This window comes from Mesorhizobium sp. GW821-FHT04C10, assembly GCF_059420305.1.
Map to the genome: position 1 here is coordinate 1,924,899 of NZ_JBWKTL010000001.1, position 15,131 is coordinate 1,940,029.

Below are 15,131 nucleotides of genomic sequence, written 5' to 3' on the forward strand. Positions count from 1 at the left end.
GGTCCGGCGTCCGGTTCTCCCGACCTCGCAGAGGTCAAAGTCCAATCATCCGCCTGATGTCGTCAGGTGTCGCGCCGGCCCCGCGCAGCTTGGCAAGGCCGGTGTCGCCAAGGCTCTTCGACAGTTTTCGCCCGTCCGGCCCGAGGATGAGCCGATGGTGGAAGTAGGCGGGTTGCGGCAGCCCAAGCAATTCCTGCAGCAGCCGCTGCACACCGGTGGCGGAAAACAGGTCCTGGCCGCGCACGACATGGCTGATGCCTTGCAGGGCGTCGTCGACAATGACGGCGAGGTGGTAGCTGGTCGGGATGTCTCGCCGTGCCACGATCACGTCGCCCCAATCCTGCGGACGGGCCCCGACCGGGCGCGTCGCGGATAGTGTCTCATCGGTGAATTCGGTCCAGGCGAGGTCCTTGCCGACACGCGCCATGGCGGCGCCGACATCCAGCCGCCAGGCAAAAGGCTCGTTGTCGGCGATGCGCCGTTTGCGTTCTTTCACCGGTAGCGCCTTGTCGGCGGGGGGATAGAGCGGCACGCCGTCGGGATCGTGCGGCCAGTCACGTCCGCGCTTTTCGCTGTCGGCGATGAAGGCCCTGATGTCGCCTCGGCTCATGAAGGCGGGATAGACGAGTTCTTCGCGGATCAGCCGGTCAAGCACCGCCTGATACTCCGCGAAATGCTCGGACTGGCGGCGCACTGGTTCTTCCCAGCCAAGCCCCAGCCATTCCAGATCGGCAAGCACGCCCGCCTCGAATTGCGGCGTGCAGCGCGTGGTGTCGATATCCTCGATGCGCAGCAGCAGGCGGCCGCCAGTGACCTTTGCCAGCTTCTGGTTGAGCAGCGCCGAATAGGCATGGCCGAGATGCAGTTCGCCGTTGGGGCTGGGCGCGAAGCGGAATGTCAGGAGCGTCATGTCTCTGGCGGCAAATCGGGTTGTGCTGCTGTTTCGGCGGTTGCTACCTTGCGGCACATTCCAGGACAAGGAAACCATGCAACGTATCGCGACACTGGACGACATTGCCCGCGGCCTGGATGCGCTCTGCATCATCGACCCGCGCCTGGAAAAGGTGCGCGGCATGGCCGGCGAGGTGCCGCTCAGGCTGTCCGAGCCGGGCTTCAGGAGCCTGGCCTCGATCATCGTCTCGCAACAGGTCTCCCGGGCGAGCGCCGATGCGATCTTCGGCCGGCTGACCAGGCTGGTCGATCCGCTGACGCCGCAGGCGATCCTGGCCGCCGGCGAGGACATGTTTCGCGAGGCCGGCCTGTCGCGGCCCAAGCAGCGCGGACTGATCGCGGTTGCCCAGGCCGTGGCCGGCGGGCTCGACCTCAATCACCTCTGTTCGCTCGACGCGACCGATGCGATCACGGCGATGACCGCGGTGCCCGGCATCGGTCCCTGGACGGCGGAAGTGTACCTTCTGTTTGCCGCCGGGCACCCCGACATCTTTCCCGCGCGCGATGTCGCGCTGCAAACGGCGGTCGGCCATGCACTTGGCATCGACCCGCGTCCGCCGGAGAAAACGCTGATCGCATTGGCCGAATCATGGAGCCCGTGGCGAGGTGTCGCATCGCGGCTTTTCTGGTCCTATTATCGCGAAACCAGAGGCAGGGACGCCGCGCCGCCGTCCTGAATCCGCAAAAAAGCATAAAAATCGAGGGTTTTTGACGCCTTGGGCAAGCGACAATCCGCTTCACATCCCTGTCATGTCGGGCTTACAGTATCCGCGCCGTTCGGGTCTAGAACCAAGGAGGTAAACACGTGACGGTTGCCGTATCTCCGGATGGGCTTCCAGCACTGGTGCTGAATGCGGATTACCGTCCGCTCAGCTATTACCCCCTGTCGCTCTGGTCCTGGCAGGATGCCATCAAGGCGGTGTTCCTCGACCGGGTGAACATCGTCGCCGAATACGAGCATGCGGTGTCCTCGCCGACCTTCTCCATGAAGCTGCCGAGCGTGGTCAGCCTGAAGGCCTATGTGAAGCCGTCCAGGCATCCGGCCTTCACCCGCTTCAACGTGTTCCTGCGCGATCGCTTCCAATGCCAGTATTGCGGCACGCCCGAGGATCTGACCTTCGACCATGTCATCCCGCGCCATCGCGGCGGCGCGACGACCTGGGAGAATGTCGTCGCCGCCTGTTCGCCCTGCAACCTCAGGAAGGGCGGCATGATGCCGGCGCACGCCAAGATGTGGCCGCTGCAGAAGCCTTATCAGCCGACGGTGCATGATCTGCACAACAACGGCCGCCTGTTCCCGCCGAACCATCTGCATGAAAGCTGGATGGATTATCTTTACTGGGATGTCGAACTCGAACCATAGGATCGTTCGAGAATTCGGGAGGCTGGCCGTCTGGAGCGATTGTCTGCGCTTCCGGTGCTCACATGCCCGATACCGGACCAGCTTGGTCGTGGTCACTTATCAACGGCGTCGCGTTTAAGGACCGGCTTCCCCCACTCCGTCGCTGCTTCGCAGCGCCACCTCTCCCCCCTCCGGAGGGAGAGGAAGGGAGCGTGTCGGAGGAGTGCCGGCTGCAATAGGCTCGCGCCCTTCCTCTACCCCGTCGATCGGGGGAGAGGTGGCTCGGCGAAGCCGAGACGGAGTGGGGGTCGACCTGGTTCGAACGCCGCGCGACGCGACTCAACCTGCCGGATTTTTGCTCGAACCCTGCGCCGCGGGACTCAATCGAATTTGATCAATCGCGGGCCAGCGCACCCCGGAACGCGACGGCGGCCAGGATGAGGCTGGCGATGGCGTTCCAGCCGGCCAGCGACAGGCCCAGGATGCGCAGTGCCGCCTTGTCGCAGGAGGGCGGCACGAATTTGTCGAGCGCGTCGAGCACGCCCTTGCCGCCGGTGTCCACCGGGCCGGCGCCCGCCGTGCAGTCGGTCGGGCCGGCCCACCACTGCCATTCGACGCCGGAATGGTAGACGCCGAGATAAAGGCCGTAGAGCATCAAGAGGCCGCCAATGCCCAGCAGGCCGCGCGTCAGCCATGCGGGCGCGCGCAGCATCGATGCGATCACCGCCAGCACCATCAGCGGTATGCCGATATAGTAGGGGGTGCGCTGTTCCAGGCAGAGATGGCAGGGGATGTAGCCGCCAATGTACTGGAAGCCGAGCGCCGAGCCGACGGTCGCGGCCATGGCGACGGCGAGAAACAGGGCAGTCCGCGTCCGCTGGCGTCCGGTATCGACATTCATGGTCGCTGTCATGGGTCTTTCGTCCGTTGTGTTCGCCGCCCGCCGGGTCCGCTTGCCCCTCAAAACCGTCACCCGGTTTTGAGACCTGGGCCTCAGAGGGCGTATTTGATCAGGATATAGAGCAAAATCAGGGCAGCCGCGGCAGCGCCGACGATCAGGCCAAGGCGCTTTTCGATGAACTCGCGGATCGACTCGCCATAGCGGCGCAACAACCAGGCCAAGAGCAGGAAACGGGCGCCGCGCGCCACGATGGCCAGCCCGATGAACAGCAACAAAGGCGTGCCGATGACGCCGGACAGGATCGTCACCACCTTGATCGGCGGCAGATGGGCGACACCCGAGGTGATCAGCATCAGGATGACGAAGCCGGTCCCTGCTCCCGCACGCAGCTTCTCGAACTCGTCGTACTTGCCGTAGAATTCGAGGATGGGCCGTGCCACCGCCTCATAAGCGTAGTGGCCGATGAACCAGCCGGCAATGCCGCCCAGCACCGAGGCGGCGGTGGCGATCAGCGCATAGCGATAGGCACGATCCGGCCGCGACAGCGCCATCGGCAGATAGAGCACATCGGCCGGCACGAGGAACACAGAGCTCTCGACGAAAGCGATGAAGGCCAGCCACCATTCGGCGGATTTGCGGGCCGCCAGCGACAAGGTCCAGTCGTACAGTCCGCGAAGCATCGGCTCTCCTAATGCATGTGGTCCAAAATGCGCAGCCGCCCGGGGACAATGGGAGGGATGAAAACAGGAGCCCAGGCTTGCGCGTCGGTGCCTTCAGACCCGCCACGCATCATGCGCCGCCTGTCTAGAAAGATTTTCCGCGCCGCACAATGGCAGCGCCGCCACGAAATCGAAAGGCGCAGTTGGTCGCATCCGGGGATTGCTGAGAATTGGCCAGTTGACGAACAGGCCTCCGACCGTATAGTCCGCGCCCATCCAGGCTGTCCGGCCTGAGCCCCTATGGCGGAATTGGTAGACGCGCTCGACTCAAAATCGAGTTCCGCAAGGAGTGCTGGTTCGATCCCGGCTAGGGGCACCATTGACCGCTGGAGCAGGTCACTCTTAGTACTTCGGTGGCCCACTGTAGAGACACCAGAGCGGATACGCCACAAGACCGAGCAGGACTGCGATCAATCCACCCCAATAGAGGAGCGGGTGTTGGATCCGATCTATGAGATAGATGCCACTGCCATGGATCAGTGCGATGCCTTTCCCAGTCCAAAGGGAGGCGGCCACGGCTATCCCGCCAACCAGCATCTCTGCGATGAGAATGCCCTTGATGATTGGTGAGTGCCTACTGCTTGCGGTCAAATAGGTGTCTCCCTGTGTAAGCGCCTACCCATTCCATTCACCACAACTAACACGCCTTGGTTGTATCAGAGTTAAGGGGGGCAGCTTGACGCTGAGATGCAGCGCTTGATACCTACTGAGGTACATCGAGACTATCGGATCTTAGGGAGCTAAGAGCCAATAAGGTCTTGTTATTACTTATGGATTGTTCAGTCCAAGCGCTGGTTCGATCCAGCTCAGTGGCTAGGGGCACCATTGCTTTTTCAGCGCTGGTTACACTTTGTCGGCGCGGGGTCCAGGCCAAGCCGCGACAAGATAGGCGCTGCCTGGCGACAGCAGGCGCAAGGCGGTTCCGGCTCGTTCCGGATGACCGATTTCACTGCACCGGATGCAGCCAAAACGAATAGGGCGCAGGTCGGCTACAGCGCCAGCCTGCGCCCTTTCCAATCCGCTCAGAGCGAATGCTTATAGCCGATCGCGATATTCCATTTGTCACCCGCGAGATCGTTGTAGGGGGCCGAAGTGGTGTCGGTCTTCTTCCAGGAATAGCCAACGCTGGCATAGACCGCGTTGGTGGAGTCGATGCTGTAGGTCAAGCCGGTGGCCAGCTTCGGCGTTTCCCAGGTGGTGTTGAAAGCGTTGCGGTAGCGGAAGTTGAAGACGTTCCAGGTCCATTGCTTGGAGACCTTCCAATCGCCCGCGATATACAGGGCGTAGTAAGGAACATTCGCATTGGCATCCGCATCCTTGATGATGCCTGTATCGTGCCAGGTGTAGCCGAGCCCCAGGCTGGGGGTCAGGGTGAAGGCATCCGTGACCTTGATTTTGTAGCCGAGGCTGGCTTCGGCGTAGTACTGGGATTTTCCACCGGTCTTGAAGGTGGGCTGGATAAAGATGCCACCGACGAAATTATTGTCGAAACTGTGCGACACGCTGAGCTTGAAATAGGTGTCGGCAAGCGACCGGGCGGTGTTGCTGCCATTGTTGATGGCGTAGAATTCCGGGCTTCCCTCTATTCCAATCGTCCAGGTCGGCGCTGCCGGTGGCGGGGCTTCGACCAGATCGGCCGCAAAGGCTGATGTGGCCATGGACAAGCAAACGCCCAATGGGGCGATGATGGTGCGCAAAAGCATGGTCTTTCCTCGATATGTAGCGGCGCATCGGAATGGAGCGGCGCGTTGGGATGTGGCGGCGATTTAGCTAGGCGCGCGTCATTACAGTTATGTGACGGTGTGCCATTCGTGTGGACGACTTTGCCCACACGGCTCTCGATGGGGTCTCGGCGGTGCAGATTGGCCACACCGGCGAGGCGGCGGAGGCACGCTCACACCGGCCGGTTGCGCGGCAGCCGGCTAGCCATCGAGCCGATGGCTAGAAGGGGATCCAGTCCCGGAATACATGTCCAAACAGGATCAAGAGGCCGATCAACAAGGCTATCCAAAGGCCGGTTGTCGCAAACTGGAGGCCGGCATTCAGCGCCGTCTCAGCAGGCTCTTCATCCGGTTGCGCAGCAGGCGCGCCATGTTGCGGGTCTCTCGGTAGAGATGCAGTTGCGAGGCGGCCTGGCGGGCGAGGCGGTCGGCGTCCGTGGTCAGCCCGATCACCAGCGTGCCGATCGGCTTGCGCTCGCTCCACAGCCTGCTCATCACCGGATGGTCGGGCACCGCGCAGGAATCGGTCATCATGATGTTGGGATCGTCGAGATGCTGCCGAGTGACCTCGATCATAAGCAGCGTGCCCGGCGAATAGGCGGCCAGCGTCTCGTCATAGGCCGTCTTCCAGGTATAGGCGACGCCGGCTTCGACGAAGACGATCAGGCAGGCGATGGTGCGGCCGTCGAGCGTCAGCGAATGGATGCGGCACATGTCCTGTTCGGCGAGCCGGTGCACGGCCTCGCGGGCGAAGGCGGCCCGGAAGCGGTCGATCGCCATGGCGGTGCGCTCGCGGCCCTTCCAGCCGGACGCTTCCAGCGTCAGGAAGCTCTCTATGGCGTGGCGGATTTCCTCGGGGCCGCGCGCCACCACATGCTCCAGCCTGCCGAGGTCGGCAAGGCGCCGCTTCAGGCGGCGGAACTCGCGATAATGGTGCGAGCGCAGCGATGCCTTCAGATAGTCGTCGCCGTCGAGTTCGCTCTCCAGCACCGGGCGCAGGGTCTGGCCGGTGGTGACCAGCGTCAGGCCGCGCGTTTCGGCCACCGTGCCGAGCAGGCTCGCCACCGGGCCGTCGAGCCTGATGTCGGGGAGCACGAAGACTTTCGGCAGTTTGAGATGCGGGCGCGACAGCATCGAGAAGAAGTCCTCGACGACGCCGACCGGATCGTCGCGGTCGATCAGCGGCGTGCCGAGCGGGCCGAAGGGGCTCGACCAGGTACGCATCACCGGAACGCCGAGCGGGACAACCGGGCGCTCCACCGAGATCGGCACCAGGAGGCGCAGCCGGTTGCGGTATTCGTCGCCGTCGCGGATCACGGCCAGCCGCACTTCGCGATCCTCCAGCCGGGGCATGGCGGGCGCCAGGAAGCGCGGGTTGAAGAAGACGTTCGGCTCGATCGTGCGGGCGCAGAGATAGTCCAGCTCCTCGACCAGGTCGAAACCGGCCGATGCCGGATAGATGGCAAGCTTGCGCTCGGGCCGGTTGTTGGCGAAGATTTCGATATGGGCGGGGTCGGGATCGCGCGCCAGTCCGGCAAGGCCGGACACCATGGCGCCGGCGGTGCCGCCGCTGGTTTCCTCGAGCAACGGGATGGCGGCCATCAGGCGGCTCCTTTGGCTGGCACGAAGATCGCCATGACGATGCCGAGCTTGCGCCACACCGTGAAGGATAGTGCGCTGGCCTCGAAGATCATGGCAAAGGCGGTGGCCATGGCCGCGCCCCACAGGCCGAAATGCGGGATCAGCACCACGTTGAGGCCGATGTTGAAGGCCAGTGTCATGGCATAGACGGCGGCGCAGATGTTCTGGTTGCCGCTCATGGTGAGCAGGCTCTCGCAGGGGCCGACGGCGGCGCGCGCCACGACGCCGAAGACGAGCAGGAACAGAAGCGGATAGCCCGACGTGAATTCGGGGCCGAACAGCACCAGCATGGGTTTGCCCAGCGCCAGCACCAGCAGCGCCATCAGCAGCGAGGGCCAGAAGGTCCACGACACCGTCTCGCGGGCGAAGGCGGCGAGCTTTTCCGGCTCGCCATGGGTGAATTGCGCGTAGCGCTGGGCAACGCCGGCCTTGACGGCGAAATAGACGAAATGCACCAGCGCCAGCGTCTTGACCGTGGCGAAATAGACGGCGACGTCGTTGGGATCCATATAGGCGCCGACCATCAGCACGTCGGCATTGGTGAGCAGGAAGAAGAAGCTCTCGACCAGGAAGATCGGCAGCGAGACGACGAACCATTGCGCGAAATGCACCTTCATCGGCCCGGCCGGGATCTGCCTTTCCATACGGTGGGTGACGCCGATCAACTGAGCGAGCGTGGTGACGTAGGTGGCGGCGATCGAGGCGAAAATCGCCGTCCTGGCATCGGCGGCGTAGCCGGCGAAAAGCATCAGCGCCATGAACAGCAGGATCAGCACCGGCCGTATCAGATAGGTCGGCGACAGGGCGAAAAGCGCCCAGCTGTTCGCCCTGGCCTGGCCCTGCAACAGATCCGACACCGCGATCATCGGCAGGCAGATGGCGCCGAGGATGAACGGTATCACGTAGTAGTTTTCGATCCAGGGCGCCGCCAGCCAGACGGCGAGCGCGCCGAGCCCGGCGATGATGGTCGAGGCGATCAGCACGAACAGGCGGCTGGCCACGACGATGCCGCGCAGTTCGTCCATCATGCCGCGCTCGCGGTATTCGGGGATGAAGCGGATGACCGAGGTGTGGAAGCCGAGGCAGGCGAGGTTGCCGACGATGACCATCGTCACCCAGACAAGCACGAAGATGCCGTATTCGAACGAGCCCATCCAGCGCGCCATCAGCACCTGGCTGATGAAGGCGATGACGGCGCTGACGATGCGGATGGAGAAGGCGATGACCGACATGCGGCCGGCTTCGCCGCGTTCATCGGCGGTGAACAGCACGGCGTCGATGCGGCCGAGCAACGGCTCCACGCGTAGCGCCAAACGCTGCGGCAAGAACCGCCCGGCAGTCGTGGCCGCGGAAAAGCGCACCCCGATCTCTCTCCGTTTTCCGCCTCTTTTTCAGGCTTTGGTGTAGCGGAGACACATTAAGAAACGGTTGGGTGGGTTCTCCCTTCGCCCCATTTACGGGGAGAAGGTGCCGGCAGGCGGATGAGGGGCAGCGCCGGCTTTCGGCGGTTTGCGCCAATACGGGAAGAGGAAGAAAAGCTATCTATGGATGAAGCGGCTTTGTAGAGGCGGGCGTATCATCGCTTCTGGTCGCAGACATGCGCCAATCGCAACCGCCAGCGCTGCCCCTCATCCGCCCTTCGGGCACCCGGCCCTTCGTTATCGCTCCGGGCGTTCGTCGTTCGAAAAGCCAGGCAATTGGCTTTTCGTCCGCTACGTGGACCACGCCTCACCCCCGTGAACGGCGAGAACGAAAAGGCCGTCCTTACGCAAACGCCCCGTGGCAGTGCTTGTACTTCTTCCCCGAACCGCAGGGGCAGGCTTCGTTGCGGCCGACCTTGCCCCAGGTCGCCTGGTTGTTCGGATCGCGATCCTCCGGGGCGACGACGGCGTTCTGCTCCTGGCGCACCAGGAGGGCGGTCTCGCCGTCGCCAAAATCGTTCTCGCCGGTGGTGCCGTCGATATGCGAGCCGAACATGTCGGGCGCTTCCGGCGGCGGGGCTTCGGCGGCCTGGCGGACCAGTTCGACGCGCATCAGCTGCGCGGTGACGGCCTGGCGCAAATTGCCAAGCATTGCCTGGAACAGCTCGAATGCCTCGCCCTTGTACTCCTGCAGCGGGTCGCGCTGGGCGTAGCCGCGGAAGCCGACGACCGAACGCAGATGGTCGAGATTGACGATGTGCTCGCGCCACAGATGGTCGAGTGACTGCAGCACCACCGAACGCTCGACATAGGTCATCACCTCGGGGCCGAAACGCTCGGCGCGCTCCTTGGCGGCGGCGTCGGCGGCCTGCGTGATGCGCTCGCGGATGTCGTCCTCGGCGATGCCTTCTTCCTTGGCCCACTCCTCGATCGGCAGGTCGAGATTGAGGAATTCGGCGACCTCGGCCTTCAGGCCCGCGACATCCCACTGTTCGGCGTAGGCGTTTTCGGGAATCGCCTTGGCGACGATCTCGTCGATGACGCCCTCGCGCATCTCGGCAATGGTTTCCGAGAGGCCTTCGCCGTCCATCAGTTCGATGCGCTGCTCGAACACCACCTTGCGCTGGTCGTTCGAGACGTCGTCATATTTCAAAAGGTTCTTGCGGATGTCGAAGTTGCGAGCCTCGACCTTCTTCTGCGCCTTTTCCAGCGCCTTGTTGATCCAGGGATGGATGATCGCCTCGTCTTCCTTAAGGCCGAGCTTCTGCAGCATGCCGTCCATGCGCTCGGAACCGAAGATGCGCATCAGGTCGTCCTGCAGCGACAGGAAGAATTTCGAACGGCCGGGGTCGCCCTGACGGCCGGAGCGGCCGCGCAACTGGTTGTCGATGCGGCGCGATTCATGGCGCTCGGTGGCGAGCACATAGAGGCCGCCGGCGGCCAGCGCCTTTTCCTTCAGGCGCTCGATGTCGGCGTGGATTTCCTTTTCCCGCGCCTCGCGCTCGGGACCTGCAGGCATGTCGCCCAGTTCGTCCTCGATGCGCATCTCGGCGTTGCCGCCGAGCTTGATGTCGGTGCCGCGGCCGGCCATGTTGGTGGCGATGGTGATGGCGCCGGGCTTGCCGGCCTGGGCGACGATCGCCGCCTCGCGCTCGTGATGGCGGGCGTTCAGCACCTCGAAATCCTTGAAGCCTTCCTTGCGCAGGCGGTCGGCCAGCTGCTCGGACTTCTCGATCGAGGTCGTGCCGACCAGCGTCGGCTGGCCCTTGGCGCTGGCTTCGCGGATCTCCTTGACGATCGCCTTGTACTTCTCCTCGACCGTCCGGTAGACCTCGTCGTCCTCGTCCTTGCGGATGACCGGCAGGTTGGTCGGGATCTCGGTGACTTCGAGACCGTAGATGTTGCCGAATTCCTCGGCCTCGGTCAGCGCCGTGCCGGTCATGCCGGAAAGCTTCTTGTAGAGGCGGAAGTAGTTCTGGAAGGTGACGGAGGCGAGCGTCTGGTTTTCCGGCTGGATCGCCACATGCTCCTTGGCTTCCAGCGCCTGATGCAGGCCTTCCGAATAGCGGCGGCCCGGCATCATGCGGCCGGTGAATTCGTCGATGATGACGATCTCGCCGTTGCGCACGATATAGTCCTTGTCGCGCTGGAACAGCCGGTGCGCCTTCAGCGCGTTGTTGACGTGGTGGACGATGGCGACGTTCTCGACGTCGTAGAGCGACTCGCCCTTCAACAGTCCGGCATCGCGCAGCAGGTTCTCCAGCTTCTCGGTGCCTTCCTCGGTGAAGATCGAGGTCTTCTGCTTTTCGTCGATCTCATAGTCCTGCGGCTGCAGCTGGATGATGAAGGTGTCGATCGTGTTGTACATTTCCGAACGGTCCTCGAGCGGACCGGAAATGATCAGCGGCGTACGTGCCTCGTCGACCAGGATGGAATCGACCTCGTCGACGATCGCGTAATTGTGACCGCGCTGCACCATCTGGGCGCGCTCATACTTCATGTTGTCGCGCAGATAGTCGAAGCCGAGTTCGTTGTTGGTGGCGTAGGTGACGTCGGCAGCGTAGGCGGTGCTGCGTTCCTCGTCGGACAGGCCATGGACGATGACGCCGACCGAGAGGCCGAGGAATTTGTAGACGCGGCCCATCCATTCGGAGTCGCGCGTGGCGAGATAGTCGTTGACGGTGACGACGTGGACGCCCTTGCCGGCGAGCGCGTTGAGATAGACCGGCAGCGTCGCGACCAGGGTCTTGCCCTCGCCGGTGCGCATCTCGGCGATGCCGCCATTGTGGAGCACCATACCGCCGATCAGCTGGACGTCGAAGGGGCGCATGCCGAGCACGCGGCGCGCCGCCTCACGTGCGGTTGCGAAGGCCGGGATCAGCAGATCGTCAAGACTGGCGCCATTGGCGATATCCTGGCGGAATTTCTCCGTGCGGCCGGCAAGCTCGGCATCGGAGAGTGCCCGCATCTCGTTTTCCATGGCGTTGATCGCCTCGACGCGGGGCCGGGTTGATTTGACCCGACGGTCGTTGGAGGAACCGAAAACCTTACGGGCGAGACCGCCGAGACTGACCATCCAATGGTCCTTTCGATAGAATTCTCAATCTTGAGACAGGCGCCGGGCGGCCCCATCAAATCCGCGTGAACGCACCGCCTGAACGCGGGCAAACACAAAAAGCGCCCGGAAAACGGTTCTGGACGCCAAGTCGTTGGACAGATAAGAGGGGGCTCAACTGATGTCAACGCCGCGCTGGCCATGCAGGCCGCGCCAAATTCCGCCACAATCTGGCTGATCTGGAAGCCATCCCTCTTAGCAATCCTTCACCGGAGTCATCCTTATGTCCTTGTTGTTCCGCCGTGCGTCGCTCGCCAGCCTTGGCTTGGCCTTCGGCCTGTCGGCTCTTTGCCTGTCGCCGCTGATGGCGCAGGAGACCGCTCCTGCTGCTCCGGCCGATGCGGCGGCACCCGCGGCGGCGCCGGTCGATCCGAACGCCGTGGTCGCCACGGTCAACGGCCAGCCCCTGACTGAAGCCGATCTGGTGCTTGCCGAAGGCGAGCTGTCGCAGCAATTCGCGCAGCTGCCGCCCGAACAGCGCCGCGCCGCGGCCCTCTCGGCGGCCATCGAGATCCGCGTCATGGCTGCCAAGGCCGTCACCGACGGTCTCGACAAGGATCCCGATTTCCAGCGCCGCATGGCCTTCCTGCAGCAGCGCGCGCTGCATGGCGAGATGGTCGAGAAGGGCGTCGTCGACAAGGTCACCGACGCCGAGATTCGCGCCCGCTACGACCAGGAGATCGCCAATACGCCGCCGGTCAACGAGGTGCATGCCCGTCACATCCTCGTGAAGACGAAAGAAGAGGCAGAGGCGATCATCAAGCAGCTCGACGGCGGCGCCGACTTCCAGAAGCTCGCCAACGAGCACACCAGCGATCCCTCGGGCAAGTCCAATGGCGGCGACCTCGGCTGGTTCGGGCCAGGCCAGATGGTGCCGGAATTCGACAAGGCGGCCTTCGCGCTTGAGGTCGGCAAATACACCGAGCAGCCGGTGCAGTCGCAGTTCGGCTGGCATGTCATCAAGCTCGAGGACAAGCGTGCCAAGCAGCCGCCGGCCTTCGACGAGGTGAAGGACCAGGCCAAGCAGGCGGTCATCCGCGACAAGTATTTCGCGCTGGTCAAGTCGCTGCGCGCCGATGCCAAGGTCGAGATCCCCGATGCCAAGCTGAAGCAGGCTGTCGATACGATGGAAGCCGGCAAGTAAGCCTGGACGGTTTTTTCAAAAAGGGCGCGGCAGCCAAGGATTGCCGCGCCCTTTTTGCTGGTGTCGCCGATGCCGTTATCTAGCGGGCGCCGCTATGCCTTGCAGGAGATAGCGGACCATCTTGCGTATCGCCGCCTCAGGCTCGTCGAGCCGGTTGGTCAAGAGATGCCGCCAGGCATAGGACGCGACGAGGTCCGCTACCACGCCAGGGTCGATGTCGCTGGTGATCTCGCCCCTTGCCTTGGCGCGCTCGATGATCAGGCCGGTGTGGGTGCGGCGCCCTCCGGCATAACCGGCAAGGGCCGCGGCCGCGGTTTCATCCGACTGCGCCTCGGCGATCAGCGATCTGAACACGTTGCCCGACGATGTCTCGCGCCAGTGCGCGAACAGATTGACCAGGAAGCCGACGAGATCCTCTTCCAGGCTTCTCGTATCGGGGACGTCGACGCGCTTCTGGCGCTGGTAGACTTCGAGCAGCAGGGCCGCCTTGCTCGGCCACCAGCGATAGATGGTCGGCTTGCCGGCACGGGCGCGCCGCGCCACCGCCTCGATCGAGAACCCGGCATAACCGGCCTCGACCAGCACGGCCTCGGCGGCCTCCAGAATCGCTTCGGCGCTGTCGGGGTTGCGCCTGGCGCCAATCGATCTGCGTGCCGGATCGGCGATTTCGTTCATTGGCCGTTCCTCCTGAAGCGGGTTCTCGTCTCTGCTGGACCAACAACCCGCCAGCAACTCCTTGCCTCACCACATTCTTGCTCGGACAGGAACCATCCGGAGCAAAAGCGCTCGTTTTCCTGACAGCATTCGTGCGGACGCCAAATGAAGCCATTTGGCCGCAAAAAGCGCCGATGCCAAGATATGCTCACACATTCGAGATATTCATACATCATCGCTTGACGAAACGGAACGGTTCGTTCTATTCAACGGAACGTTCCGTTCCGATCGGTATCGCCATGACGACCATTATCGCATCCGGCTCCGCGCCCGCCGAGACGACGATTTCGAGTTGGATGACCTTTCTGTTGGCCGCGGCCTGTGGGCTGATCGTTGCCAATATCTATTATGCACAACCACTGATCGGCCCGATCGGCGCCGAACTTGGCCTGCCGCCCCATGCGGCGGGCCTGATCGTTACGATGGCCCAGATCGGCTACGGAGTGGGCCTGCTGTTCATCGTGCCGCTAGGCGACCTCGTGGAAAACCGCAGGCTCGTGCTTGGCATACTCGCCGTTGCAACGCTCGCCTTGCTGGGCGCGGCGATTTCGACGCAGCCAATGGCTTTTCTGGCCGCGATGCTGTTTGTCGGTCTCGGCTCGGTCGCGGTGCAGATGCTTATCCCCTATGCGGCGCACCTGGCGCCGGAAGCAAGGCGTGGCCGCGTGGTCGGCAATGTCTCGGTGGGATTGTTGCTGGGTATCATGCTGTCACGCCCGTTTTCCAGCTTCATCACCGCGCTGTCGTCCTGGCATGTGGTCTACTTCAGTTCTTGCACCGCCATGATCCTGCTGGCCGTGGTGCTGCGGTTTGCGCTGCCCAGGCGCGTGCCGACGGCGCGTCTGAGCTATGGCGCGCTTTTGGCATCCATGGTCCATATTGCGCGCACGACGCCCGTCCTGCGCCGGCGGGCTCTCTACCAGGCATTCCTTTTCGCGGCGTTCAGCCTGTTCTGGACGACGACGCCGCTGCTGCTGGCCGGTCCAGAGTTCAGCTTGACGCAGCGCGGCATCGGCTTGTTCGCGTTGGCCGGCGTCGCCGGCGCAATCGCCGCGCCGCTCGCCGGAAGAGCCGCCGACCGCGGATGGGGCCGGCCGGCAACCGCCTTTGCCATGCTGTGCGTCGCCGTCGCGTTTCTCGTAACCCACATCGCCCATACCGGCTCGACGCTTTCGTTGGCGCTGTTGGTCGCCGCCGCCATCGTGCTCGACTTCGGCGTGCAGACCAACCTTGTCCTAGGCTATCGGGATCTGTTCTCGCTCGGCGCCGCACATCGCAGCCGTCTCAACGGACTCTACATGGCGACGTTCTTCATCGCCGGCGCGATCGGCTCGGGCGTCGGCGGCTGGGCGTATGCGCAAGGCGGCTGGCCACTGGTGTCCTGGATCGGCCTGGCGCTGCCGATTGCCGGACTGCTCTGTTTCGCCACTGAATTCATATCGCGCGAAAACGCGTGAATGCG

General features: G+C 63.5%; 14 protein-coding genes and 1 tRNA gene. 6 read left to right on the forward strand and 9 right to left on the reverse strand.

Going from position 1 to position 15,131, the window contains the following annotated elements:
* Window positions 1-34 precede the first annotated feature (34 nt).
* Entirely contained in the window at window positions 35-910 is an 876-nt protein-coding gene (gene gluQRS / locus AC07UC_RS09335) for a tRNA glutamyl-Q(34) synthetase GluQRS (RefSeq protein ID WP_494905313.1), read from the reverse strand.
* Between the two features lie 76 nt (window positions 911-986).
* On the opposite strand from gluQRS, the gene AC07UC_RS09340 reads away from it, so the two are divergent.
* Both AC07UC_RS09340 and AC07UC_RS09345 read left to right on the forward strand, forming a co-directional pair.
* Window positions 987-1,628, forward strand: a complete 642-nt coding sequence (locus AC07UC_RS09340) for a DNA-3-methyladenine glycosylase family protein (protein ID WP_140772292.1) — start codon at window positions 987-989, stop codon at window positions 1,626-1,628.
* Window positions 1,629-1,756: 128 nt separating this feature from the next.
* Complete coding sequence (locus tag AC07UC_RS09345; protein ID WP_008874122.1) at window positions 1,757-2,314, forward strand: HNH endonuclease; 558 nt, start codon at window positions 1,757-1,759, stop codon at window positions 2,312-2,314.
* Window positions 2,315-2,687: 373 nt separating this feature from the next.
* On the opposite strand, the gene AC07UC_RS09350 is transcribed toward AC07UC_RS09345, so the two are convergent.
* From AC07UC_RS09350 to AC07UC_RS09360, 3 genes are all read right to left on the reverse strand, one after another.
* Entirely contained in the window at window positions 2,688-3,206 is a 519-nt protein-coding gene (locus AC07UC_RS09350; protein ID WP_202325817.1) for a disulfide bond formation protein B, read from the reverse strand.
* Window positions 3,207-3,286: 80 nt separating this feature from the next.
* Entirely contained in the window at window positions 3,287-3,874 is a 588-nt protein-coding gene (locus AC07UC_RS09355; RefSeq protein ID WP_494905317.1) for a YqaA family protein, read from the reverse strand.
* A 93-nt stretch (window positions 3,875-3,967) separates the two neighbouring features.
* Entirely contained in the window at window positions 3,968-4,129 is a 162-nt protein-coding gene (locus AC07UC_RS09360; RefSeq protein ID WP_181179819.1) for a hypothetical protein, read from the reverse strand.
* Window positions 4,130-4,147: 18 nt separating this feature from the next.
* Here AC07UC_RS09360 and AC07UC_RS09365 point away from each other — a divergent pair.
* Window positions 4,148-4,232: transfer RNA gene (locus AC07UC_RS09365), tRNA-Leu, on the forward strand.
* Window positions 4,233-4,351: 119 nt separating this feature from the next.
* Window positions 4,352-4,483: a hypothetical protein gene (locus tag AC07UC_RS09370; RefSeq protein ID WP_494905319.1), complete on the forward strand. Its 132-nt coding sequence runs from the start codon at window positions 4,352-4,354 to the stop codon at window positions 4,481-4,483.
* A 452-nt stretch (window positions 4,484-4,935) separates the two neighbouring features.
* On the opposite strand, the gene AC07UC_RS09375 is transcribed toward AC07UC_RS09370, so the two are convergent.
* From AC07UC_RS09375 to secA, 4 genes are all read right to left on the reverse strand, one after another.
* Entirely contained in the window at window positions 4,936-5,610 is a 675-nt protein-coding gene (locus AC07UC_RS09375) for a hypothetical protein (RefSeq protein ID WP_494905321.1), read from the reverse strand.
* Window positions 5,611-5,955: 345 nt separating this feature from the next.
* Window positions 5,956-7,236 carry a GNAT family N-acetyltransferase gene (locus AC07UC_RS09380; protein ID WP_140772286.1) on the reverse strand — a complete coding sequence of 427 codons (1,281 nt, stop codon included), beginning with the start codon at window positions 7,234-7,236 and terminating at the stop codon, window positions 5,956-5,958.
* Complete coding sequence (locus AC07UC_RS09385) at window positions 7,236-8,636, reverse strand: oligosaccharide flippase family protein (RefSeq protein WP_494905323.1); 1,401 nt, start codon at window positions 8,634-8,636, stop codon at window positions 7,236-7,238. The genes AC07UC_RS09380 and AC07UC_RS09385 overlap by 1 nt, the downstream gene beginning before the upstream one ends.
* 403 nt (window positions 8,637-9,039) lie before the next feature.
* The gene (gene secA / locus AC07UC_RS09390; protein ID WP_140772280.1) at window positions 9,040-11,772 is read right to left on the reverse strand and encodes a preprotein translocase subunit SecA; all 2,733 of its coding nucleotides are present in this window, start codon (window positions 11,770-11,772) and stop codon (window positions 9,040-9,042) included.
* A gap of 262 nt (window positions 11,773-12,034) precedes the next feature.
* Between secA and AC07UC_RS09395 the strand changes: the two genes are divergently transcribed.
* Complete coding sequence (locus AC07UC_RS09395) at window positions 12,035-12,955, forward strand: peptidylprolyl isomerase (protein WP_140772278.1); 921 nt, start codon at window positions 12,035-12,037, stop codon at window positions 12,953-12,955.
* Window positions 12,956-13,030: 75 nt separating this feature from the next.
* On the opposite strand, the gene AC07UC_RS09400 is transcribed toward AC07UC_RS09395, so the two are convergent.
* Window positions 13,031-13,630 (reverse strand): TetR/AcrR family transcriptional regulator, encoded by a 600-nt coding sequence (locus tag AC07UC_RS09400; protein WP_494905326.1) that lies wholly within the window; start codon window positions 13,628-13,630, stop codon window positions 13,031-13,033.
* A 278-nt stretch (window positions 13,631-13,908) separates the two neighbouring features.
* Here AC07UC_RS09400 and AC07UC_RS09405 point away from each other — a divergent pair, with 278 nt between their 5' ends.
* Window positions 13,909-15,126, forward strand: coding sequence for an MFS transporter (locus AC07UC_RS09405; protein WP_494905328.1), 1,218 nt, complete (start codon window positions 13,909-13,911; stop codon window positions 15,124-15,126).
* Window positions 15,127-15,131: the final 5 nt, after the last annotated feature.